At 62.2% G+C, this 24186-nt stretch carries 21 protein-coding genes; 14 read left to right on the forward strand and 7 right to left on the reverse strand.

Annotated features, from left to right (window positions below; genetic code table 11):
• The first annotated feature begins 64 nt into the window (after positions 1-64).
• The 3 genes from JHX87_RS11730 to hspQ all read left to right on the forward strand — a co-directional run bounded on the left by JHX87_RS11730 (position 65) and on the right by hspQ (position 1718).
• Positions 65-787: a metallophosphoesterase gene (locus JHX87_RS11730; RefSeq protein WP_271886654.1), complete on the forward strand. Its 723-nt coding sequence runs from the start codon at positions 65-67 to the stop codon at positions 785-787.
• 4 nt (positions 788-791) lie between these two features.
• Entirely contained in the window at positions 792-1271 is a 480-nt protein-coding gene (locus JHX87_RS11735) for a CreA family protein (RefSeq protein ID WP_271886578.1), read from the forward strand.
• A 114-nt stretch (positions 1272-1385) separates the two neighbouring features.
• Positions 1386-1718, forward strand: a complete 333-nt coding sequence (gene hspQ, locus JHX87_RS11740; protein ID WP_271886577.1) for a heat shock protein HspQ — start codon at positions 1386-1388, stop codon at positions 1716-1718.
• Positions 1719-1728: 10 nt separating this feature from the next.
• On the opposite strand, the gene JHX87_RS11745 is transcribed toward hspQ, so the two are convergent.
• Together JHX87_RS11745 and JHX87_RS11750 are read right to left on the reverse strand one after the other, a co-directional pair.
• Entirely contained in the window at positions 1729-2223 is a 495-nt protein-coding gene (locus JHX87_RS11745; protein ID WP_271886576.1) for an ATP-binding protein, read from the reverse strand.
• Entirely contained in the window at positions 2223-2549 is a 327-nt protein-coding gene (locus JHX87_RS11750; protein WP_271886575.1) for an STAS domain-containing protein, read from the reverse strand. Before JHX87_RS11750 ends, JHX87_RS11745 begins: the two co-directional genes overlap by 1 nt.
• A 304-nt stretch (positions 2550-2853) precedes the next feature.
• Here JHX87_RS11750 and JHX87_RS11755 point away from each other — a divergent pair, with 304 nt between their 5' ends.
• The 3 genes from JHX87_RS11755 to JHX87_RS11765 are packed head-to-tail and all read left to right on the forward strand — an operon-like array spanning position 2854 to position 6073.
• Complete coding sequence (locus JHX87_RS11755; protein ID WP_271886574.1) at positions 2854-4263, forward strand: circularly permuted type 2 ATP-grasp protein; 1410 nt, start codon at positions 2854-2856, stop codon at positions 4261-4263.
• 13 nt (positions 4264-4276) lie between these two features.
• Complete coding sequence (locus JHX87_RS11760; RefSeq protein WP_271886573.1) at positions 4277-5233, forward strand: alpha-E domain-containing protein; 957 nt, start codon at positions 4277-4279, stop codon at positions 5231-5233.
• Positions 5234-5236: 3 nt separating this feature from the next.
• Positions 5237-6073: a transglutaminase family protein gene (locus tag JHX87_RS11765; protein ID WP_271886572.1), complete on the forward strand. Its 837-nt coding sequence runs from the start codon at positions 5237-5239 to the stop codon at positions 6071-6073.
• A 309-nt stretch (positions 6074-6382) separates the two neighbouring features.
• Here JHX87_RS11765 and JHX87_RS11770 read toward each other — a convergent pair whose 3' ends face one another.
• The gene (locus tag JHX87_RS11770) at positions 6383-8356 is read right to left on the reverse strand and encodes a bifunctional 2',3'-cyclic-nucleotide 2'-phosphodiesterase/3'-nucleotidase (RefSeq protein ID WP_271886571.1); all 1974 of its coding nucleotides are present in this window, start codon (positions 8354-8356) and stop codon (positions 6383-6385) included.
• 181 nt (positions 8357-8537) lie between these two features.
• On the opposite strand from JHX87_RS11770, the gene JHX87_RS11775 reads away from it, so the two are divergent.
• The 4 genes from JHX87_RS11775 to JHX87_RS11790 all read left to right on the forward strand — a co-directional run bounded on the left by JHX87_RS11775 (position 8538) and on the right by JHX87_RS11790 (position 14299).
• Positions 8538-9263: a proteasome-type protease gene (locus JHX87_RS11775; RefSeq protein WP_271886570.1), complete on the forward strand. Its 726-nt coding sequence runs from the start codon at positions 8538-8540 to the stop codon at positions 9261-9263.
• A gap of 128 nt (positions 9264-9391) precedes the next feature.
• A complete protein-coding gene (locus tag JHX87_RS11780; RefSeq protein ID WP_272833681.1) occupies positions 9392-9925 on the forward strand; it encodes a VPLPA-CTERM sorting domain-containing protein in 534 nt (177 codons plus the stop codon).
• A gap of 317 nt (positions 9926-10242) precedes the next feature.
• Positions 10243-11853 (forward strand): BCCT family transporter, encoded by a 1611-nt coding sequence (locus JHX87_RS11785; RefSeq protein WP_271886653.1) that lies wholly within the window; start codon positions 10243-10245, stop codon positions 11851-11853.
• Positions 11854-12019: 166 nt separating this feature from the next.
• Positions 12020-14299, forward strand: a complete 2280-nt coding sequence (locus tag JHX87_RS11790; protein WP_271886568.1) for an NADP-dependent malic enzyme — start codon at positions 12020-12022, stop codon at positions 14297-14299.
• Positions 14300-14341: 42 nt separating this feature from the next.
• Here JHX87_RS11790 and JHX87_RS11795 read toward each other — a convergent pair whose 3' ends face one another.
• The 3 genes from JHX87_RS11795 to pepT all read right to left on the reverse strand — a co-directional run bounded on the left by JHX87_RS11795 (position 14342) and on the right by pepT (position 17318).
• Positions 14342-14989, reverse strand: coding sequence for a hypothetical protein (locus JHX87_RS11795; protein WP_271886567.1), 648 nt, complete (start codon positions 14987-14989; stop codon positions 14342-14344).
• Between the two features lie 139 nt (positions 14990-15128).
• A complete protein-coding gene (gene trhO / locus JHX87_RS11800) occupies positions 15129-16013 on the reverse strand; it encodes an oxygen-dependent tRNA uridine(34) hydroxylase TrhO (protein WP_271886566.1) in 885 nt (294 codons plus the stop codon).
• Between the two features lie 69 nt (positions 16014-16082).
• A complete protein-coding gene (gene pepT, locus JHX87_RS11805; protein ID WP_271886565.1) occupies positions 16083-17318 on the reverse strand; it encodes a peptidase T in 1236 nt (411 codons plus the stop codon).
• Between the two features lie 317 nt (positions 17319-17635).
• Here pepT and JHX87_RS11810 point away from each other — a divergent pair, with 317 nt between their 5' ends.
• Genes JHX87_RS11810 through JHX87_RS11820 form a run of 3 tightly spaced genes read left to right on the forward strand, consistent with a single transcriptional unit; the run spans position 17636 to position 21162 of the window.
• The gene (locus JHX87_RS11810) at positions 17636-18850 is read left to right on the forward strand and encodes an IS256 family transposase (protein WP_272833674.1); all 1215 of its coding nucleotides are present in this window, start codon (positions 17636-17638) and stop codon (positions 18848-18850) included.
• 17 nt (positions 18851-18867) lie between these two features.
• Entirely contained in the window at positions 18868-20556 is a 1689-nt protein-coding gene (locus JHX87_RS11815) for a M10 family metallopeptidase (protein WP_271883890.1), read from the forward strand.
• A gap of 21 nt (positions 20557-20577) precedes the next feature.
• Positions 20578-21162, forward strand: coding sequence for a DUF2585 domain-containing protein (locus tag JHX87_RS11820; protein WP_377776077.1), 585 nt, complete (start codon positions 20578-20580; stop codon positions 21160-21162).
• Here JHX87_RS11820 and JHX87_RS11825 read toward each other — a convergent pair.
• Positions 21159-21818 (reverse strand): SDR family oxidoreductase, encoded by a 660-nt coding sequence (locus JHX87_RS11825; protein ID WP_271883891.1) that lies wholly within the window; start codon positions 21816-21818, stop codon positions 21159-21161. The two genes, JHX87_RS11820 and JHX87_RS11825, sit on opposite strands and share 4 nt — an antisense overlap.
• A gap of 314 nt (positions 21819-22132) precedes the next feature.
• Between JHX87_RS11825 and thiC the strand changes: the two genes are divergently transcribed.
• Positions 22133-23926 (forward strand): phosphomethylpyrimidine synthase ThiC, encoded by a 1794-nt coding sequence (gene thiC / locus JHX87_RS11830; protein WP_271883892.1) that lies wholly within the window; start codon positions 22133-22135, stop codon positions 23924-23926.
• Positions 23927-24186 lie beyond the last annotated feature (260 nt).

A 24186-nucleotide genomic window follows, 5' to 3' on the forward strand; every position in this document is an offset into this window, starting at 1 on the left:
CAGCGATCCCGGCCAGACAGGCTGGGCTCAACTGTGTGACGCAAGGCTTTTTACCGGGGGCGGCATGTCGATCTATGCCATTGGCGATATTCACGGACATCTGGACCAGTTGCAGGCCGCGCATCAGCGGATCCGGAAGGATGGCGGGCCCGATGCGCCGATCGTCCATGTCGGCGATCTGATGGATCGCGGGCCCGAGTCGCGCGGTGTCGTGGACTATCTGATGACGGGCCAGGCCGAGGGGCGGCCCTGGATCGTTGTCCGGGGAAATCATGATCGCTTTCTGCCTAAATTTCTAAGCGATAAGGACTGGATTGACCCGATGCTCAGCGGTGGGGCGCATTGGTTGGACCATCCCGGGCTGGGCGCGGTGGCGACGCTGGCCTCTTACGGGGTCGACAGCGATCAGCCGCGTGATGAGGTCTGGGCGCAGGCGCGGGCTGCGGTGCCCGAAGATCACGCGAGATTTCTGTCCTCTCTGCCGCTTTATTACCTGCACCCGCTGGCGCTGTTCGTCCATGCCGGGGTCCGGCCCGGCGTCGGTCTGCGCGATCAGGCCGAGGATGATCTGCTGTGGATCCGCAAGGGGTTTCTGGAAAGTCGCGACGATTTCGGACCGTTGGTCGTGCATGGCCATACGGCGCTGGAAACGGCGCATCACCATGGCAACCGTCTGAATATCGATGGCGGCGCGGGCTATGGTCGGCCGCTTTGCGCGGTTGTCATTGACCAGAACCGCGCCCATCTTCTGACCGAAGAGGGGCGCGTGCCCCTGCAACCGGAGTGATGTGATGCGTCTTTTGTCTTATGTTGCGGTGCTGGCCGCGCTGCCCTTTCTTGCCACGGCCGAAGAGGTTGGCGAGGTCGGCGTCGACTGGGTCGGCAACGATATCGTCGTCGAGGCGATTCAGGATCCCAAGGTCAGCGGCGTGACCTGCCATCTGGCCTATTTCGACCGCTCGGTGATTGACCGGCTGAGCAATGGAAACTGGTTCGAGGATCCTTCGAACAGCGCCATCGAATGTTCGCAGACCGGACCCATCACGCTGGGCGATATCGAGCGCGGCAAGGGCGGCGAGGATGTGTTCAGCGAGGGGCGGTCGCTGATCTTCAAATCGCTGCGGGTCAAGCGGATCTATGATGAGCAGAATCAGGTGCTGATCTATCTGGCCCATGCCAATGAGATCACCCAAGGGTCGGCCAAGATGGCGATGTCCACCGTGCCGCTTTACACGCCGGGGCAAGCGGCCACACCGCAGGTCGCCGAGTAGCGCGGTTCAAGGCGGCAAAATCTGGCAACCTGTGATCCGGTGGACAGAATCGGTCAACAGGATTAGAACGCGGCAATTCCGGCCCACGGGGCCATGTCTTTCTGTGGAAGCGTCATGCAAGGTCAGAACCGCATCGCGAAATACAACCTCGGACAGGTCGTGCGGCATCGCAACCGGCCCTTCCGGGGGGTGATTTTCGACGTGGATCCTGAATTCGCGAATACAGAGGAATGGTATGATTCCATCCCCGAGGATTCTCGCCCGGCCCGGGATCAGCCCTTCTATCATCTCTATGCCGAGACCGAGGCGACCTATTACGTGGCCTATGTGTCAGAGCAGAATCTTGAACTGGACAGCTCGGGTGAGCCACTGGATCATCCCGATGTCTTCGAGATGTTCGGCGATTTCGAGGATGGGCGCTATCCGCTGGCGGTCCATCTGAACTGATCGCGGCGCCTTACGAGGCGGCGAAAGGCACGCTGAAATCCAGAAAATTCCGGCCGCCTTCGCGGTAATAGCACAGCGATTGTGTCAGATCCTGGATCAGGAACCAGCCGAATCCCCCCTCTTCCAGGTCGGGATAGGTGCCACCGGGCAGGTTGCGGGGCTGCAGACATTCGGCAGGCAGCAGCGGCCCGTCATCGGTAATGCCGCAGGCCAGCCCCGCCGGATGGCGCACGATGCTGAGATGGATCGAGGGTTTGGGATGGCCCGGATCGCGCAGATGCAGCACGCCCGCATGTTCTGTGATGTTGTTCATCACCTCGGCCAGGACCAGTTCCAGGCGGCCAAGCGTGTCCAGGCTGACATCGTCGCGAAAACGATCGCGGATATCCATCAGCGTCTGGCGCACCACCGCGGGATCGGCGCAAAGCACGCGATGGAACATCTTTTGCGTTGGTATGGACGGGCAGCCGTCCAGCCCGGCATTCTGCCAGTCGCGGGGGGGCATCAATCCCGTTCTCCGATAGCGCGGGCGCGGATTTCGAACACGCTGTCCATCCGCGTCAGGCGGAAGACCCGTTCGACATTCGGGGTCACCGCATCCAGCACGATCGGCAGGCTGGCGGGCAGTGCCTTGCGCACCGCGATCATGGCACCCAGACCCGAGCTGTCCATGAAATCGACGCTGCGCATGTCCAGCCGGACCGGCTTTCGCGCCTGAAGCACGATCCCCCGCAGCTTGTCCTTGAACCCCGTCGCAATGGCCGCGTCGATGCGCGGTTCCTGCACCGTCACGATCAGGTAGGGCCCGTCATCCGCCACGATCAGTTGCATTATGTCATCCCAAGTTTCGTTCTCGCCTGCCTTGGCTAACAGCAAATAGTTTCTGCTTCGTAACCGGCCCCAAAATCATCCGATCATTCTGCCCATCCGGCAAGAACCGATGCGGCACCCGCCCGTCAAATTGCTGCCTAATTTTCGGGCAGCGCATATCGAAACGCTTTCCCCGGGTTGTAAATCGCGGTGAAAAATCCCGCGATTCCGCCGATTTCCTGCGCTTCCTCTGTGGACTTCCCGCACTCTCCCCTCAATTCTTGGGCAGATGTGATTGCGCGGTACCGTCCTTCCTGGGGGGATTATGGACTATTATAATGAGATGTATTCCGGAACGAAGGTGCGAGAGCCTTATGCGCGCCTGAGTGAATGGGTCGAGACAATGCCGGCCGACTTCCGGCAGATGAAACAGGCCGAGGCCGAGGATCTGTTCCGGCGAATCGGTATTACCTTTGCGGTTTATGGCGAGGGCGGCGATCCCGACCGGCTGATCCCCTTCGACATGATGCCACGGGTTTTCGATCAGAACGAATGGCGCAGGCTTGAACGCGGCATCAAGCAGCGGGCGCGGGCGCTGAACGCCTTTCTGCGCGACGTTTATGGCCGAGGTGAGATCATCCGCGCGGGCCGCATCCCCGGCCGGCTGGTCTATCAGAACGAGGCCTATGAGAAGGCCGTCGTCGGCGTCGTCCCGCCGCGCGGCGTCTATAGCCATATCATCGGCATCGACCTTGTCCGTACCGGCAAGGACGAGTTTTTCGTGCTGGAGGATAACTGCCGCACGCCCTCGGGTGTCAGCTATATGCTGGAAAACCGGGAAATCATGATGCGCATGTTCCCGCAGCTGTTCCGCCAGAACCGGATCGAACCGGTGGACCAATATCCGGAACTGCTGCGCCGGACGCTGGAATCCGTGGCGCCGCCGAAATGCAAGGAACGCCCGACCTGCGTGATCCTGACGCCGGGCCATTTCAACAGCGCCTATTATGAACACAGCTTCCTGGCCAATCTGATGGGCGTGGAACTGGTCGAGGGACAGGATCTGTTTGTCGATGGCGAATTTGTCTATATGCGCACGACGCAGGGGCCAAAGCGCGTCGATGTGATCTATCGCCGGATCGACGATCCCTATCTTGATCCGCTGTGCTTCCGCCCCGACTCGATGCTGGGCGTGCCGGGGCTGATGGATGTCTATCGCTCGGGCGGGGTGTCGATCTGTTCGGCACCGGGTGCGGGCGTGGCCGATGACAAGGCGATCTACACCTTCGTGCCCGACATGGTGCGCTTCTATCTGGGTGAAGAACCGATCCTGAAGAATGTGCAGACCTGGACCCTGTGGAAAGAGGACGACTACAAGCATGTCATGGCCAATCTTCCCGATCTGGTGGTGAAAGAGGTCCATGGTTCGGGCGGTTACGGCATGCTGGTGGGGCCGAAATCGACCAAGGAGGAGATCGAGGTCTTCCGCAAGAAGATCGAGGCCAATCCGGGCAATTATATCGCCCAGCCGACGCTGGCCCTGTCCACCACGCCGACCTTCGTGGACGAAGGCATCGCCCCGCGCCATGTGGACCTGCGACCCTTCTGCCTGTGCGGAGACAGGATCGAACTGGTGCCGGGCGGTCTGACCCGCGTGGCGCTGAAAGAGGGCAGCCTTGTCGTCAACTCGTCGCAAGGCGGTGGCGTCAAGGACACCTGGGTCCTGTCGGAATAAGGAGGGGACAGAGATGCTAAGCCGTACCGCCGCAAACCTCTTCTGGATGGGCCGCCACCTGGAACGCGCCGATACCGCAGCCCGGCTGCTGGATGTCGGTCAGCGGATCACGCTGATGCCCAATACCGAAACAGGCTATCAGAACGAATGGAACTCGCTGCTGCAGGCGGCGGGGACAACAGACCTTTTCGCCCAGAAATACGGCGACAGTACCGAAGAGAATATTCAGGAATTCATCTTCTTCGATCGCGACAACCCGTCTTCGGTCGCCGCCTGTCTGGAAAAGGCCCGTGAAAGCGGCCGGATCGTGCGCACCGCGCTGACCAGCCAGGTCTGGGACGCGCTGAACCTGGCCTATCAGGAGCTGCGCAAGATGGAGCGGCGCCAGCGGTCCAAGCTGGATGCCGCCGCGCTGACCGATTTTACAACATCCGCCACATCCACCGTGCGCGGGGCGATCAATGCGACGCAATTGCGCAATGACGGCTGGCATTTCATGAATCTGGGCTATGGGCTGGAACGCGCGGATGCGACGGCCCGGTTGCTGGACGTGAAATATTACGTGCTGCTGCCCCGGATCGAATTTGTCGGATCGGGGCTGGATACCTATCAGTGGCAGGTGATCCTGCGGGCGCTGTCGGCGCATCGGGCCTATCACTGGGCCTATGGCGGCGATATTACCGCAGGCCGTGTCGCGGATTTCCTGATCCTGAACGGGGAAAGCCCGCGCTCGCTGCTGACCTCGCTTTACGAGGCGGTCTGGAACCTTGAGGGGCTGTCGCGCCGCTATGGGGATGGCGTCTCCTCGACCGCCCGCGACAAGGCGCGCGAGACGCTGGCCGCCCTACAGGCCCGCGATATCGACATGATCTTCGACGAAGGTCTGCATGAATTCCTGTCATGGTTCATTGGCGAAATCGGTGCGATTTCGACACTGGTCCATGAAGATTACCTGCTGGGAGGGGCGTGAGCGATGAAACTGGAGGTGACGCATCAAACCGTCTATCGCTATGACCACCCGATCCGGAATATCGTGCAAAGCCTGCGGCTGACGCCTTCGGTTTTCGAAGGGCAAAAGACGCATGACTGGAAGATCGACGTATCGGATGGCATCAAGGGGCCGGGCTTTCGCGACGGTGCGGGCGACTGGATCGAGGGCTGGACCATCCGCGGCCCCGCGACCGAGGTCGTCATCGCGATTTCAGGCAAGGTCGAGACCCGTGACACCGCAGGCGTTCTGCGCGGTTACCGCGAGGTGATCAATCCGCTGGCCTATCTGCGCGACACGGCTGCGACGACGCCGGATGAGGCCCTGCGCGAGGCCGCCGGCAGCGTGACCGAACATCGCGATGCGCTGGATCTGTCGCATCAGTTGTCGGCGCAGGTCGCCGACCGGATCGCCTATATGCCCGGCGTGACCGAAACCGCGACAACGGCGGCGGATGCGCTGAAACTGGGTCAGGGCGTCTGTCAGGACCATGCGCATGTGCTGATCACGCTGGCCCGTCTGCGCGGCCTGCCTGCGCGCTATGTCTCGGGCTATCTTCACAGCACGGCGGATGGTCAGTCCCATGATGCCGCCCATGCCTGGGCCGAGATCCATGTCGAGGGGCTTGGCTGGGTCGGCTTCGATGCCGCGAACCGCTGCTGCCCGGATGAGCGCTATGTCCGGTTGGGATCCGGCCTCGATGCCTCGGACGCGGCGCCCATTCGCGGCGTTGCCGCCGGGCAGGGCGCGGAAGAGCTGGACGTGGCCGTGCGGGTAGAAGAGGTTGAGAAGTTCCAGTCGCAAAGCCAGTCGCAGACATGAAACGGTGCCCTGCGATGGGCGGCTTTCGTGCATCGCAGGGGGCGCTTTGTATGTGGGCCACGGAACGGCTGGCGGCAGGTCATCTGAGCATGGTCGCCCGTGAGATTCCTGAATTGCCATTGTTGCGCGACGGGCCGGTGTAGGATTGGATATTTGTACAAAGGGGAAAGACACGCCGTCATCGCCCCGATCGGCCAGCCTGATCGCAGCTGGCCGAAAGAGAGTATGAGCCGGACGGCGCCTTGATGCAGGCGCGCCCATCGGTGGCCTTTTATGACGCGGTATCAGGCCGTTTCGTCGGTCTGCCCGCTACAGATACAGGCGATAGCGGGCAAAGCCGTTTTCGCCATCGCCCGCCGCCTCGACCCGCGCGCCCTTGATATCTTCCAGATAGCCGGCGCCGGCGGGGCCGCTGTCAAACAGCACGGTCGCGCCATCCAGCGGCTGGAAGGACCAGTTGCCATCGGCCTTGGGGTCGATCACGCCCTGTTCGACGATATAGCGAACGATCACGTCGCGATTCGTGTCCGGCCCCTCAAAGACGATGGTGCTGCCATCATTGCCCGGGAAGGAGCCGCCACCCTCGGCGCGATAATTATTCGTGGCGACGATGAACTCTGCCGCCGGATCCAGAGGCTGCCCGTCATATTTCAGATCGACGATGCGATTGGCCTCGGGGGCCGCGACCGCGCCGTCCCTGTCGAATTTCGCCGGTTGCGACAGGTCGATGCGATAGGTCACGCCGTCGATCACGTCGAAATTATAGCTGGGGAAATCCGGGTTCAGCAGCATCTGATCGGCCTTGCCCGGCGTGATCTGGTTGAAGGCGCCGGCGCTGCGTTCCAGCCAATCCTTGACCTCTGCGCCGGTGACCTTCACCGCGCGGATCGTGTTGGGATATAGATAGAGATCGGCGACATTCTTGATGGCGATATCGCCCGCCGGGACATCGGTGTAATAATCCGGCCCGCCGCGACCGCCCGCCTTGAAGGGCGCCGCCGCCGACAGGATCGGCAGACCCTCATGCGCCGTGCCCTGCATCATCTGGGCAATGTACCAAGTCTGCGCGTTCGAGACGATCTGGACCGAGGGATCATCGGCGATCAGCGCGAAATAGCTGTAAAGAGGGGCTGCGGTTTTGCCCACCGGACGGCGGATGTAATCCAGCGTCGCCTGATGTTCGGGGGCCACGCTGTCCGCGACCGCCGCGACGCTGTCGACCAGCGGCGTGACATTGCGATCCGCATCACGTTCATAGATCGGACGCGCCTCGGACTGATGGCTGAGGATGGCCCAGCCATCCCCCCGCCGCTCCAGCAGCAGATCGACCAGCCCCATGTGAGAGCCCCAGAACCCGGCCATCACCCCGGGCTTGCCGCCAATCGTGCCGGTGGCGTTATCCACGCCCTCGGTCCCGTCATAATCCGGGCCGGGAAAGACCAGATGCGAATGGCCGGTCAGGATGACGTCGATCCCCTCGACCCCGGCCAGCGGAATGGCGGCGTTTTCCATGCCGGGCTCATGCACAGCCGCGCCGATGCCTGAATGGCAAAGCGCAATGACCAGATCCACGCCCTCGGCCCGCAGCTTCGGCACCCAGGCCTGCGCCGCAGCGACAATATCGCGGGCGGTGGCCTTGCCCTCCATATGCTTGCGGTCCCATTGCGTGATCTGGGGCGGCACAAAGCCGATGATGCCGATGCGGATCGGATGGACCTGTCCGGCACCGTCGGCCAGATTGCGTTCGATGATCTGATAGGGCGGGATCAGGGTCTGGTCCTGATCCGGGCTGTCGCCTTCGGCCGTGGCGACATTGGCGCAGACCAGCGGGAAGTCCGCCCCTGACAGCGTATTGTGCAGAAATTCCAGCCCGTAGTTGAATTCATGGTTGCCGAGCGTACCGCCCTCGACGCCGACCGTGTTCATGGCGATGATGACCGGATGCATCTGGCCCTTTGCCATGCCACGTTCATAGGCGATGTAATCGCCCATCGGGTTGCCCTGCAGGAAATCGCCATTGTCCAGCAGGATCGAATTCCCGGCCTCATCCCTGACGGCCTGGATCAGCGCGGCGGTGCGCGCCAGCCCGACCGTATCGACCGGCTTGTCGGCGTAATAATCATAGGGCCACAGATGCACATGCAGGTCAGTGGTTTCCATGATCCGCAGATGCGCCTGACCGGATTGCGCCCGCGCCGCGAAGGGATGCAGCACGGCCAGACCCAGACCGGCGGCGCCCGCCTGCAGGATACCCCGGCGGCTGATCGAGAACAGATGGGCCATCGTCACCTCCCTGACCGTTTCGGGGGGATCATGCGCGCGACGGCCACGGAATGCGAGTCCCGATCCCGATGCCTGCGACAGATTTGCCGCAACGGGCCCGCGGATGACCCCTGCCCGAAAGCATCAATTGCGATATCGCAATCGCTTGCGTAAACAGCGCGCAGTTTTTGACGGGATCGTAATGACCTATTGTGTCGGATTGAAATTGAATGCGGGCCTGGTGTTGCTGTCGGATACGCGCACCAATGCCGGGCTGGACAATATCGCCACCTATCGCAAGATGTTCATCTTCGAGGAACCGGGCGAGCGTGTGATCGCGATCATGACCGCCGGATCCCTGTCGGTGACGCAGACCACGCTGGCGCGTCTGGATGAGGCGATCCATGACGACATGGCGGATGAGGCGACCTCGATCATGAAGGCCCCGACCATGCTGCGGGTGGCGACGATCATCGGCCATACCCTGTCGGCGACGCGGCGCGAGATCATCGGACAGATGCAGGATTTCAGCCAGCAGGCCTCGGCCAGCATGATCGTGGCCGGTCAGCGCAAGGGCGGGGACATGCGGATGTTCCTGATCTATCCCGAGGGCAATTTCATCGAAGCCACCGATGACACCCCCTATCTGCAGATCGGCGAGCACAAATACGGCAAGCCGATTCTGGACCGCGTGGTTTCGCCCGCGACGTCCCTGGCGGATGCGCAGAAGGCGGTGCTGCTGTCGATGGATTCGACGCTGCGGTCAAACCTGTCCGTGGGGATGCCGCTGGATCTGACGATTGTCGAAAAAGACGCCTGCACCGTCACCGCACAGCGCCGGATTCTGGAAGGCGATCCCGATTTCATGGAGATGAGCGCCGCCTGGTCTGCCGCGCTGCGCGACAGTTTTGTGAAGGTGACGATCTAGGGGCCGCGACCGATGGCTTGCCCGAAGTCCCTGATTTAATTTCCACAAACGGAATTCCTCTGCTAGCATCCCTGCGAGCCATTCTGATTTGGGAGATTGATGCCATGAAGGCAATTCTACTTGGTGCGATGCTGACGCTGGCAGGCGCGGCAACATCCGCATCTGCGGCGGTGTATGACTGGGTTTACATCTTCAACAAGGGATTTGAAGCGCCTGATGTTGCGGTCGCGGGAACGATGGAAGGGACGCTGCAGGATGATCTTGATACGATCATCGTCTCTTCTGTGACCTCTGCCTCTATCGGGGGCGAGGCGCTGACAGGGCCGCTGTACACGTCTGTCGTCTCTGTCGGAGAGACCAATACGACACCCGGCTATGTGACGCTGAGCGGTGCGTCCATGGATCTCTGCGTTGCCTATGGGCCCGGCTGCAATGACGAGGAGCGTGGCGGCGGCATCCTGTTCTCCCTGCAACCACAGGTCAGCTTAGCGCTTGCGGTTGCAGACTTGAACACGGACGCGCTGCTGCTGGAGGTGTTCAATCCCACGGCATGGACCATTACCGAACGCGCACCGGCGCCCGTGCCGCTGCCTGCTGCGGGCTGGATGCTGCTTGCGGGTGTGGGCGCATTGGCGATCCGGCGCAAGCGTCGCGATGCATAATCCGGGATATGGCCGCGAAGATATTCGCGGCCGTCCCATTTGCAATTCTGCCGCAATAAATCCTGATTTTGAAACGCAGCGAATTTCACTATAACAAACTGAACAGTTTGATTTTTGCGCTAACGCTGGCCTTTGCGGGAATATTCCGTTAGAAGCCCAGCCTTCAAATAACACGACGCCGCGAATAACCGCCCGCGTCGCAAATTAATCCCGAAAAGCGCAAAAGGATCACCATGACAAATCTTGCCGATCCGGCAGGCGTAATATCTGCGTCCCCGGACGATGAAGTTCTGGAAGACACCGCAACCGAAGACGTGATGCCTTCGCCCGAAGGCCCGACCGAGGTTATCGAAACCGATTATGAGATTGGCCAGCATAATATCAGTCATTCGGTGACATTCGATTTCGACGTTCACAAGCCGGTCTTTCTGGTCTCGTCGCTTACCATCATTATTTTCACCATCGCCACGCTGACCTTTCAGACCCAGCTTGAACCGGTATTTACCGGGATGCGGAATTACCTGACGGCCAAGCTGGATTGGTTCTTCCTGCTGTCGGGCGATGTTTTCGTGCTCGTCGCCCTGGCGCTGGCGATTTCACCGCTGGGCAGCATCCGCATTGGCGGCCCCGACGCAACGCCGGATTATTCCCGTGCCTCATGGCTGGCGATGCTGTTCGCGGCGGGCATGGGGATCGGCCTGGTATTCTATGGCGTTTCTGAACCGATGAGCCATTATGAAAGCGCCATTGGCGGGATCACGATGGAAAACGGCCTGCGCACCGACTGGGCGCCGCTGGGCGGGGCCGAGGGCAACCCGGCCGAGGCGCGGCAACTGGCCATGGCGGCCACGCTGTATCACTGGGCGCTGCACCCCTGGGCGATGTATGCGCTGGTGGCGCTGTCGCTGGCGATCTTTGCCTATAACAAGGGCCTGCCGATGACGATGCGCTCGGTCTTCTACCCGCTGCTGGGGGAACGCATCTGGGGCTGGCCCGGCCATGTCATCGACATTCTGGCCATCATCGCGACCATCTTCGGGCTTGCCACCTCTTTGGGCTATGGCGCGGAACAGGCGACCGCCGGCCTGGGCTTTCTGTTCGGGATTCCCGCCGGGATGACGACCAAGATCCTGCTGATCGTCGCGATCACCTTCGTTGCCACGATCTCGGTCGTGGCCGGGATGGATAACGGCGTGAAGCGGCTGTCCGAATTCAATATGGTCATGGCCTTCGCCCTGCTGCTGTTCGTGCTGTTCGCGGGCCCCACGCTGGCCATCCTGACCGGCATCTGGGAAAGCGCCGCGGCCTATGCCCGCGACTTCATCCCGCTGTCGAACCCCTTCGGCCGTACCGATGACAACTACCGTCAGGGCTGGACCGCCTTCTACTGGGCCTGGTGGATCAGCTGGTCACCCTTCGTCGGCATGTTCATCGCCCGCGTCTCGCGCGGTCGTTCGGTACGCGAGTTCATTCTGACCGTGCTGATCGTGCCCTCGGTCGTCTGCCTTGTCTGGTTCACGACATTCGGCGGCACCGCATTGTCGCAGGTGGCCGATGGCTTCAGCGGCGTGCTGAATGCCGATCTGGAACTGAAGCTGTTCGAGATGCTGTCGCAACTGCCGCTAACCGAAATCAGCTCTTTGATCGGGATCATCCTGGTGATGGTGTTCTTCATCACCTCGGCCGATTCCGGGTCGCTGGTGGTGGACACGATCGCCGCCGGGGGCAAGCTGAACGCCCCGACGCCGCAGCGCGTGCTGTGGGCCTCTTTCTCGGGACTGCTGGCGATTGCGCTGCTGCTGGGCGGTGGTCTGGCGGCGCTGCAGGCCATGGCCGTCTCGACCGGGTTCCCCTTCACGCTGGTGCTGCTGGCGGCCACCTGGGCGCTGGTCAAAGGGCTGCAGGGCGAACGCCGCGAGGTTATCTGAGGACGCCTGCGCCGGGCGGCACGCTGCCCGGCGCATCCCGCAGGTGCGACGCCGATCCCACGCACTCTTTACCGTTCCGAACGACATTATATTCATCCAGCCCCGTTGAGGCTTCCCGCCACTGCGGGTTAATCATGTCGTCAGGTCATGAGGGGAGGGGATTTTCATGAAAGACAAATCGCGCCGCGGCACACGCATCACAGCGGAAGAGGCACTTGCCTATCACAAAGAGCCGCGTCCGGGGAAATACGACATTGTCGCCTCGACCCCGATGACGACGCAGCGCGATCTGTCGCTGGCCTATTCGCCGGGCGTGGCCGTGCCGGTGCAGGTCATCGCGGACCTGCCCGAAACCGCCTATGACTATACCACCAAGGGCAATATGGTCGCCGTGATCAGCAATGGCACGGCGATTCTGGGTCTGGGCAATCTGGGGGCGCTGGCCTCGAAACCGGTGATGGAGGGCAAGGCGGTTCTGTTCAAGCGCTTTGCCGACGTGAATGCCATCGATATCGAGCTGGACACCGAAGATGCGGACGAGTTCATCAATGCCGTCCGGCTGATGGGTCCGACCTTTGGCGGGATCAATCTGGAAGACATCAAGGCGCCGGAATGTTTCATCATCGAGCAGCGCCTGAAAGAGATCATGGATATCCCGGTGTTCCATGACGATCAGCACGGAACCGCCGTGATTTGCGCTGCCGGCCTGATCAATGCGCTGGAACTGTCGGGCAAGAAGATCGAGGATGTGAAGATCGTCCTGAACGGGGCAGGCGCGGCGGGCATTGCCTGCCTTGAACTGCTGAAATCCATGGGCGCGCAGCACGAAAACTGCATCATGTGCGACACCAAGGGGGTCATCTACAAGGGCCGGACCGAGGGCATGAACCAGTGGAAATCGGCCCATGCCATCCAGACCGACCTGCGGACGCTGGAAGAGGCGATGAAGGGCGCGGATGTGTTTCTGGGTGTCTCGGCCAAGGGGGCGGTCACGCCGGAAATGGTCGAGGGCATGGCCGATAATCCGGTCATTTTCGCCATGGCCAATCCCGACCCGGAAATCACCCCCGAGGATGCCCATGCCGTCCGCCCCGATGCCATCGTCGCCACCGGGCGCAGCGACTATCCCAATCAGGTCAATAACGTCCTGGGCTTCCCCTATCTGTTCCGCGGTGCGCTGGACGTCCATGCCCGCGCCATCAATGACGAGATGAAGATCGCCTGTGCCCAGGCGCTGGCCCAGCTTGCGCGCGAGGATGTCCCCGATGAGGTCGCCGCCGCCTATGGCCGCAAGCTGCAATTCGGCCGCGACTATATCATCCCGACGCCCTTTGACCCGCGCCTGATCCATGTCGTGCCGCCCGCCGTGGCCAAAGCCGGGATGGAAACCGGCGTGGCCCGCCGCCCCATCGAGGATATGGCCGCCTATACCCAGACCCTGCGCAACCGGATGGATCCGACGGCCGCCATTCTGCGCAGCATGCATGCCCGCGCCCGTCAGAAACAGGCCCGGATGATCTTTGCCGAAGGCGACGATCCCCGCGTCCTGCGCGCCGCCGTCGCGTGGCAGCGCAATGGCATGGGGCAGGCCATCGTTATCGGCCGCGAAAGCGATGTGAAGGAAAAGCTGGAGGCCGCGGGCCTGGCCGATGCCGTGCGCGAATTGAACGTCGTGAACGCCGCCAATTCCCGGCATATGGAGGCATATCACGATTTCCTCTATTCCCGCCTACAGCGTCAGGGCGTGGACCGCGAAGACGCCGAACGCTCGGCCAATCGCGACCGCCATGTCTTTGCCGCGCTGATGCTGGCGCATGGGCATGGTGACGGTCTGGTCACCGGCGCGACCCGCAAAAGCGCGCATGTGCTGTCGGAAATGGGCAAGGTCTTCGACCTGCGCCCGCAGGATGGCGCGGTGGGCATCACCAGCGTGCTGCATAAGGGCAAGATCGTGCTGATCGGCGACACGCTGGTCCATGAATGGCCCGAGGCCGAGGATCTGGCCGATATCGCCATGCGCGGCGCGCAGGTCGCCCGTGGTCTGGGGCTGGAGCCCCGCGTGGCCTTCCTGTCCTTCTCGAATTTCGGCTATCCGCTGAGTGAGCGCGCGATCAAGATGGCCGAGGCGCCCAAGGTTCTGGACAGGCGCGGCGTCGATTTCGAATATGAGGGCGAAATGACCGTGGATGTCGCGCTGAACATGGATTCGGCCGCACGCTATCCGTTCAGCCGCCTGACCGGCCCGGCCAATGTGCTGGTCGTGCCCGCGCGGCATTCGGCCTCGATCTCGGTCAAGCTGTTGCAGGAAATGGCGGGCGCGACGGTGATAGGCCCGATCCTGACGGGCGTGCCGCAACCGATCCAGATCTGTTCGACCACCTCGACGGTGAATGACATCCTGAACATGGCCGCCATCGCCGCCGGCGGTCTGGGTCAGGTCAAGTGATACCTGGCGCGGCGGGGGCCGCGACGGCCCCTGCCTGCCGTTTCAGCTTTTGCGGCGGCGCGCGATGGTCGCGCCAGCACCCAATGCCCCCAGCAGCAGCAGACCCGTCGTCGGCAGAGGCACCGGCGACATGGGAATGGATTCCGCGCGGAAGCTGACAAATTCGCCAAGCGCGGTGCCATTGAAGCTGAAGGACACGGTCGAAAGCGGATTGTTCAGAAAGGCATCGACATCGGCAAATGTGGTCGGGGTGCCGGAACCTGCCGGACCATGGACGCTGAAATTGCCGGCAAATGTGCAGCCCAGATTGTTGCAGTTCAGCCCGGCAATGCTGACCGGCAGACTGGAAAATTCGCCGTTGCTGAAACGGGCCCGCTCATTGAAGCCGAACACCGTCGGCAATTCCAGCGCCGCCGTTACCGTCCCGATAGAGGCCGACGCACTTGCAAGCATCGGATCCAGCGGCAGGTCGATATTGACGCCGGTATTGGGATCGTTATCGCCGTCCAGCGTGGCGGCATCCAGAATGAAGCTGACGGTGCCCGTGGTTCCCAGATCGGGCAGCACGAAGCCCTGGTCCGGCAGGTCGCTGCTGTCCACAACCTGCACATCGAACGTATAGGTCGCGGCCAGTCCCTGCGTCGCGATCAGCGAAAAGGCAGCGATTACGGAAAATCGTCCTATAGTCATCTTTAACCCCCGACGTCATGAATACAAAACAGCTGACCGGGGCGGTCGCGCCCCTTGCAGCTATGGGCAGGGTAACATGAATTTTACCTCGGCACGAGGCTGCTGCGCGGCGATCGGAAAACAGCCCGACGATGGCGGATTACAATGTCAGATGCCCGCGCTCGACCTGTTTCTGACGCTCGCGGAAGCGGGCGCGGTCCGCGTCGCTATATTCATCGGCGCAGCGGTGGCAGCAGACACCCTCTTCGTATTCCGAGCGCTGCTTGTCCGCGGCGGATAGCGGACGACGGCAGGCGTGGCACAGATCGTGGGTGCCTTGCGTCAACCCGTGGCCAAGGCTGACGCGCTTGTCAAAGACAAAGCACTCACCCTGCCATTTGCTCTCGGCCTCGGGCACCTCTTCCAGATATTTCAGAATGCCGCCTTTCAGGTGAAAGACATCCTCGACCCCTTGCGACAGCAGGTAATTGGTCGATTTCTCGCAACGGATTCCGCCGGTGCAGAACATCGCGATCCGCTTGTTATGGAAGCGATGCTTGTTTGCCTGCCACCAGGCGGGGAAATCGCGGAAACTGCGGGTGCCGGGGTCGATGGCGCCGTCAAAGCTGCCGATCTCGACCTCGTAATCGTTGCGGGTGTCGATGACGGCCACATCCGGGGCGCTGATCAGTGCATTCCAGTCCTGCGCCTCGACGTAGTGCCCGACCGAGGCTGTGGGATCGACGTCGGGTTGCCCCATGGTGACGATTTCCCGTTTCAGCCGCACCTTCATCTTGCCAAAGGGCATGCTGTCCGCCGTGCTTTCCTTCCAGTCCAGATCCGCACAGCCGGGCAGGCTGCGAATATGGTCCAGCACGGCATCAATGCCCGCGCGGCTGCCTGCGATTGTCCCGTTGATCCCTTCTGGCGCCAACAGCAGCGTGCCGCGCACGCCATGGGCGCAGGCGGTTTTGGCCAGCGGCCCGCGCAGGGCCTCGGGATCGGCGAATCGCGTGAAATGATAAAGGGCGGCGACGGTCAGCATGGGCCACGCGATACGGCGATGCGCGCCCCATGTCCAGTAATCGCGGTATCGCAGGGCGGCAGACGCAGCCTATTTCACCGCCGCCGCCATCAGGTTGACGCAGAATTCCGTGGCCTTGGACATGTCCTGCACCGACACCCATTCCAGCGGGCCGTGGATGTTCTGCATGCCGGTGAACAGGTTCGGCGTCGGCACGCCCATTTCCGTCAGGCGCGATCCGTCGGTGCCGCCGCGAATGGGAACGGAAACCGGCTCCAGCCCCGCCTTGCGGCAGGCCTGATAGGCCAGATCCACCGGCGTCATGTCCTTTTCCAGCCAGTAACGCATATTGCGATATTGCGGGGTGATGGTGCAGGTGATCTCGGCCCGCGGCTCGGATGCCTGAACGGCGGCGCAGATCTTCTGCAGCAGATCGCCTTTCTGCTGCAGGCCCTCCATCTCGAAATCGCGCAGGATCAGGCTGATGCGCATCTCGGTCGAGCCGCCGCGCATCTCGGTGGCGTGGATGAAGCCGTCGCGGCCATCGGTGACTTCGGGCGTCATGGTGGATTGCGGCAGCATCGCGATCACCTTCGCCGCCAGCGTGACCGCATTGACCATCTTGCCCTTGGCCCAGCCGGGATGGATCGAGACGCCCCGGATCACGATCTCGGCCCCGTCCGCCGAAAAGCTCTCATATTCGATCTCGCCCACGGCGCCGCCATCGAACGTATAGGCGAAATCGGCGCCCAGATCCTGCGGCAGGCGCGGATCGACGCCGCGGCCGATCTCTTCATCCGGGGTAAATGCCACACGGATCGGGGGATGCGGCAGATCGGGATTGGCCAGCAGATGCCGGATCGCCGTCATGATGATCGCCACATCCGCCTTGTCATCCGCCCCCAGCAATGTCGTCCCCGAGGCGGTGATGATGTCATGCCCGATCTTCCGGCCCAGATAGGGGAATTCCTCTGGCGACAGCACCAGCGCGGGATCGTCGGGAAAGGTGATCTCACCGCCGTTATAGCCGCGCAGCACCCGTGGCCTGACGCCCGTGGCGTTGAATTGCGGCGCGGTATCGACATGGGCCAGCAGCCCTACGGTCGGGCCGGGCGCCGTGCCCGGAATGCTGGCCAGCACCACGCCGTAATCGGTCAGTTGCACATCGCTGGCCCCCATTTCGGTCAGTTCGGTTTGCAGCAGGCGCAGCATGTCGAACTGGATCTCGGTACTGGGCGAGCTGGCGGAAGAGGCGTCGCTTTGACTGTCGATGGCGGCGTAACGGACAAGACGCGCTTCGACTTCCTGATCGAACTGGCGGGACATGGGGGCTCCTGATTTTGGCGGCTGCGGCAGAAAAGAAGCCCCGCGCTGCCAAGTCAAGTCCGTCCGTCTGTCACCGCGTTGCAGCATCCCTGTAGAATAGGCCAGAAAACGCCGTGACACCGCATGATTTACTTGATCTGTATTGATGGGAATGCTCTGCAATCCGTAAGCAGAGTTGACGATAATTTAAGAGAACCATATGTCCGGCGTCGGAAAATCAATTAACTACACGCAATACTCGAATGACAACACCAGAGAGTGTCCGGTCTTCTGTGGATGGCTGATTGGGTCCATGCTTCCTGAGAGGAGCAAGGACCATGACGATTTCGAACGAACTGCTGGACGAGCTGCTGAAAGGCTGCAAACGGCCTGAGGATCTGCTGGGCGACGCCGGACTGATGAAGGAACTGAAGATCCGGCTGATGGAGCGGATGCTCGGGGCCGAGTTGACGGCACATCTGGGCTATGAGGCTGGTGCGGAGCCGCCGGCTGAGCAGACCAACCGCCGGAACGGGATCGCGACGAAGAGGGTGAAGGGCTCGGACGGCGAGGTGCCGCTTTCGGTGCCGCGAGACCGGGAGGGCAGCTTCGAGCCCGAGCTGGTGAAGAAGGGCCAGACCCGGATCGATGGGGTGGATGACAAGATCATCGGGCTTTACGCTGCTGGGCTGTCGGTTCGGGACATCCAGGCCCACCTGGAAGATCTTTACGGCCTGCGGGTTTCGCCCGACCTGATCAGCCGCGTCACGGATGCCGTGCTGGACGAGGTCCGCGAGTGGCAGCACCGGGCGCTGGACCGGATGTATCCGATCGTCATTTTCGATGCCCTGCGCGTGAAGATCCGCGATGCTGACAGCCGGATGGTCAAAAACAAGGCCGTTTACATCGCCTTGGGCGTCACCCGGGAAGGGGATCGCGAGGTTCTGGGGCTCTGGATCGCCGACAACGAGGGCGCGAAGTTCTGGCTGTCGGTGATGAATGAGCTGCGCAACCGGGGCGTTCAGGACATCCTGATCGCGGTCGTGGACGGGCTGAAGGGCTTCCCCGAGGCCATCACTGCGGCCTTCCCCGAGACCACGGTCCAGACCTGCATCGTTCACCTGATCCGGCATTCGATGAACTTCTGCAGCTGGAAGGACCGCAAGGCCGTGGCGGCCGACCTGCGCCCGATTTACGAGGCCCCCACCGCTGAGCAGGCCGCCCGCCAACTGGGTGCCTTCGAGGAGAAATGGGCCGGGAAATACCCATCCATCGCCCCGGCCTGGCGCCGGGCATGGGCGGAAGTGACCCCGTTCTACGCCTTCAGCGCGGCGATCCGGAAGATCATCTACACCACGAATGCGGTGGAATCGCTGAACCGCGTGCTGCGGAAAACGCTGAAGACCAAGGGCTCGTTCCCAACCGAGGAGGCCGCAACGAAGCTGATCTTCCTCGCCATCCGCAACTTCGAAAAGGGCGGCCGCGCGGTCCGGGAATGGGTTGCGGCCCGCAATCAGCTGGCCATAATGTTCGCAGGGCGCTTCGACGCCTGAACGTATCTGAAAACCGCATGGGCCACATCAGATACACAGAGTTTCAGACACTCCCCAACACCATCGCCGGCATCTTGGAGAGAAAGAGCTGGGGCGATGCGATCACCTATGCTTTCCCCAGAGCGTTCGGCGTCTATGGCTTTTACCCCCAGGCAGAAGGTCTTCCCAGCGAAGGCAACGGTTTCGCGCGGCTGAGCGAAAGCGCAAGGCGCGGTGCCCTGACCATCCTGGAGGATAAGGGCGTCGCCGGAGGCTTCTCAATCGAGGGGCTGACCCAGGCCCAGATCCGCCCCGGACCTGCCGACAACGCAACCATCCGGCTGGCCTATACTGGCATGAAGACGGATGATCTGCTGTATTACGGCTATTCCTGGGCACCGCATAACGATAACGATTACGATGGCTGGCTGGGCCTGTATGCCCAACGCTCGGGCGATGTCTGGCTGAATCCCCGGTTCAATCGCGATCTCGAACCGGGCAACCGGGCCTGGTACGTCACCATGCATGAGATCGGGCATGCCGTCGGCATCAAGCACCCGCATGAGGGTGATGACCAGCTGCCGTTCCGCTTGCAGAACATGTCGAACACGGTGATGAGCTATTCTGCCTATTCGGGCGCGGGCAACAGCTTTTCGGACAATTCGATCGACTATCCGCAGACTTACATGCGTTCGGACATCAAGGCGCTGCAACATATCTATGGCGCCGATTACAGCACCAATTCCGGCGATACGGTCTATGAATGGCGGCCCGGAAACGGCGACACGCTCATCGACGGAGAGGTTGCGATCTCGCCCGGCGATAATACGATCTTCCTGACCATCTGGGATGGGGGCGGGCGCGATACCTATGATCTGTCGGCCTATCGGACCCGGCTGAATGTCGATCTGCGCGCCGGTCGCGCGTCGGATTTCGGCACGGATCAGGATGCCGATCTGGGCAATGGGCGCAGTGCCGATGGCATGGTCTATAACGCCTATCTGTATCGCAATGACCGGCGGGCGCTGATCGAGGACGCGATTGGTGGCGCGGCGGCCGACAGGATCATCGGCAATGTCGCCGATAATGAATTGCACGGGCGCGGCGGTGCTGACCGGCTGATCGGCCTGAAAGGGGATGATAGCTTGCGCGGTGGCGGCGGCGCCGACACGCTGATCGGCGGCAATGGTGACGACCTGCTGATCGGCGACCGGGGCGGCGATCTGCTGCGTGGTGGCGGCGGTTCGGATACGGTGTCCTATGCCGCGTCAGGTCGTCAGGTGACCGTCAATCTCTTCGCGGGGATGGGTCGGGGCGGCGACGCGCGCGGCGACCGCTATCTCTCGATCGAGAATATCGAGGGCTCGCGGAAACACGACGTGCTGATCGGCAGCGCCCGGGATAACGACATTTCGGGCCTGAGCGGTCGGGATCGGATCGATGGCCGGGGCGGTGACGATGTGCTGACCGGTGGCGGGGGCGCGGATGTCTTTGTCTTCGGCAGGGGCCGCACGGGTGAAGATCACATCACTGATTTCGGCTTTCGTGGCCAGGATGATCGCATCAAGCTGACCGGATTTGGCGGCTATCGCGATTACGACCAGCTTGTCGAAAACATGCAGCAGCGCGAATTCGAGGTCGTGATCACCGACAGCGACGGCGATCTTATCATTATCTGGGGTGCCACGCTGGAGGATCTGGGCCACGACGATTTCCTCTTTGCCTGATCCCTGCACAGCCAGATCCCCATGACGAAAGCACCCATGTCGTTTCGCAAATCCCTGCCCTATCTTCTCACCCTCGCGGTAATCGCCGCAGCCGCCGCCTATCTGCTGTGGATCGGACGAGAGCCGATCTGCAAATGCGGCACCGTCAAGCTGTGGCATGGCGAGACGATGAGTTCCGAAAATTCGCAGCATATCGCGGATTGGTACACGCCCTCGCATCTGCTGCACGGGCTGATCTTCTATGGCCTGCTGTGGCTGGTGGCGCGCCGCGTTCCCTTTGGCTGGCGCCTGCTGATCGCCACGCTGATCGAGATCGCCTGGGAGATTGTCGAGAATTCGGACGCGGTGATCGAACGCTATCGGGCCGTGACCATCTCGCTGGATTATTACGGCGACAGCGTTATTAATTCGGTGGCCGATATCCTGGCCATGGTGGCAGGCTTTTTCCTGGCTAGCCGGTTGCCGGTCTGGGCCTCGGTCGCGCTGGTCATCGGGTTCGAGCTGCTGACCATGTGGGTCATCCGCGACGGGCTGACGCTGAACGTGGTGATGCTGCTGTACCCGCTGGATATGGTGCGCGACTGGCAGGCCGCGCTGCCGCGCTAATCGCGGATCAGGGCCTGCATCGCCTCCTCGGCCGACTGGTCGCCATCGGTCAGTTCGATGATCCTGCGGCTGACGCCCGGCTGATCCACCAGCGCAGCCAGCGTCGCCGCCACATTGTCGCGGCTGATATTGCCATAGGGCACGGCCAGACCCGCACGGATCCGCCCGTCGCCCGGCTCATCCGTCAGCGTGCCGGGGCGCAGGATCACCCAATCCAGATCGCTTGCGGCCAGTTCGACATCCGTGGCCTTCTTGATGCGCATGTAGTTTTCGAAACGCTCATTCAGCGCGCGCCCGCGCCCCGCCTCGGGGAAGGCGGATACCTGCAGAAAGCGTGGCACACCCGCCAGCTTCGCGGCCTGCAGCGCAAGGCGAAACCCGTCGCCATCGATGGCATCGGTCAGCTCTGGCCCGCCCTTGCCGCCTGCCCCGGCGGAAAAGACCACGACATCGCTGCCCGCCATCAGCTCTGCAAGTGCCTCGACCGTCAGCCCGGTCAGATCGCCCCGCACCGGCGTGGCGCCCAGATCGGCAAGCGCAGCCGCCTGATCCGGCTTTCGATGCAGCGCCAGCACGCGATGACCGCCTTGCGCCAGACGCCGCGACAGATGACGCCCCACCTGCCCCGCGCCGCCCACGATAAACACCTGTGACATGATCTTTCCTTTCCAGAACCCTCACCTTTCAAAGCTATGGGCGAAACTGCGCATCGCAACCCCGAAGCCAGTTGACGCCGGGACGAAAACTGACAATTCTGCCGCCACGTCAGGGGAGTCCCGCCAAGGGGACTGAGAGGCTGACAGGGGCCATGCCCCGGTGACGCGACCCTTTGAACCTGACCCAGTTGATGCTGGCGTAGGAAGACCGAAGGGCGATTCCCCCCAATTCATGCCGGGGCGGTCCTTTCGGGCCGCAAGGCCCCTTTCTGCCCCCTGTTTCACTTGGGTCTTTTCGCCAGAGGAGACCAGATATGAACCAGCCCGCCCCCACCATCACCACCGGCCCGCTGCCCGCCTCGCGCAAGGTGCATCTGCCCGGCAGCTTGCACGATATCCGCGTGCCCTTGCGCGAAATCGCCCTCTCGGACGAGGCGCCGCTGACCGTCTATGACAGCTCTGGACCCTATACCGACCCGGAATGTCAGACCGACATCGCCAGCGGCCTGCCCGATCTGCGCGGCGCCTGGCTGCGGGCGCGGGGCGATACACAGGCCTATGCCGGGCGCGCCGTCACCGATGCCGATAACGGCTTTGCGCAGGGCAAGCGCCTGACCCCCCGCTTCCCCGTCAGCCGCCAGCCCCAGCGCGCCCGGGACGGCGGCGCGGTCACCCAGCTTGCCTATGCCCGCGCAGGCATCATCACCGCCGAAATGGAATATGTCGCGATCCGCGAAAACGAAGGTCGTCTGGCCGCCGCCGCGCGCGATGGCGAAAGCTTCGGCGCCGAATTGCCCGATCTGGTCACCCCCGAATTCGTCCGCGCCGAAATCGCCGCAGGCCGCGCCATCATCCCGGCCAATATCAACCATCCAGAGCTTGAGCCGATGATCATCGGCCGCAATTTCAAGGTCAAGATCAACGCCAATATCGGCAATTCCGCCGTCACCTCGTCGATGGAGGAAGAGGTCGAGAAGATGGTCTGGGCGATCCGCTGGGGGGCCGATACGGTGATGGACCTGTCCACGGGTCGCAACATTCACAACATCCGCGACTGGATCATCCGCAACGCGCCGGTGCCGATCGGCACCGTACCGCTCTATCAGGCGCTGGAGAAGGTCGGCGGCATTGCCGAGGACCTGACATGGGAGATTTTCCGCGACACCCTGATCGAGCAGGCCGAACAGGGCGTGGATTACTTTACCATCCATGCCGGTGTCCGCCTGCACATTATCCCGATGACGGCGAAACGCGTCACCGGCATCGTGTCCCGCGGCGGCTCGATCATGGCGAAATGGTGCCTGCATCACCACCGCGAGAGCTTTCTCTACGAGCATTTCGAAGAAATCTGCGACATTGCCCGCGCCTATGATGTCAGCTTCTCACTGGGCGACGGGCTTCGTCCGGGCAGCATCGCCGACGCCAATGACGAGGCACAATTCGCCGAGCTGCGCACTTTGGGAGAGCTGACCCGGATCGCCTGGGCCAGGGATTGTCAGGTGATGATTGAAGGCCCCGGCCACGTGCCCATGCACAAGATCAAGGCGAATATGGAAGAGCAGCTGAAACATTGCCACGAAGCGCCCTTTTATACGCTTGGGCCGCTGACGACGGATATCGCCCCCGGCTATGACCATATCACCAGCGCCATCGGCGCCGCCATGATCGGCTGGTTCGGCACGGCCATGCTCTGCTATGTCACGCCCAAGGAACATCTGGGCCTGCCCGACCGCGACGATGTGAAAACCGGCGTCATCACCTACAAGCTGGCGGCCCATGCGGCGGATCTGGCCAAGGGTCACCCGGGCGCGCAACGCCGCGACGACGCGCTGAGCCGCGCCCGCTTCGAATTCCGCTGGCAGGATCAGTTCAACCTCGGTCTGGACCCCGATACCGCGCGAGAGATGCATGATGAAACCATGCCAGCCGAGGCGCATAAGGTCGCGCATTTCTGCTCGATGTGCGGGCCGAAATTCTGCTCCATGCGCATCTCGCATGACATCCGGGCACAGGCCGAGCAGCAGGCGGGCATGGACAGGATGGCCGAGCTGTTCCGCGAAGGCGGCGCGCTTTATGTGCCGCAGAAACAGGATGAACCCGTCGACTAGAAAATACGCTTCGTGGGGCGTCTGTGCAGACCGGTTCTGGCCCGATTTCACGATGGCATGGCGATCGTGACGGGTTTTCGGGCGACATAGGCACGACAACCTGGCAGGTTTTGCCTGCCATGCGCAGACGCCGGCGAAGGTTTTCCGGACTGGATTTTGATGGTTGGCGGCGAGAGCTGCCTGGGACATCACATGCCTTGACAGCCTGCGCGCCGTCAGTGGCGCGTTTGGCGCGGCCGCTTGCCACTTATTTCAATGAT

The organism is Paracoccus fistulariae, assembly GCF_028553785.1.
Lineage (GTDB): Bacteria > Pseudomonadota > Alphaproteobacteria > Rhodobacterales > Rhodobacteraceae > Paracoccus > Paracoccus fistulariae.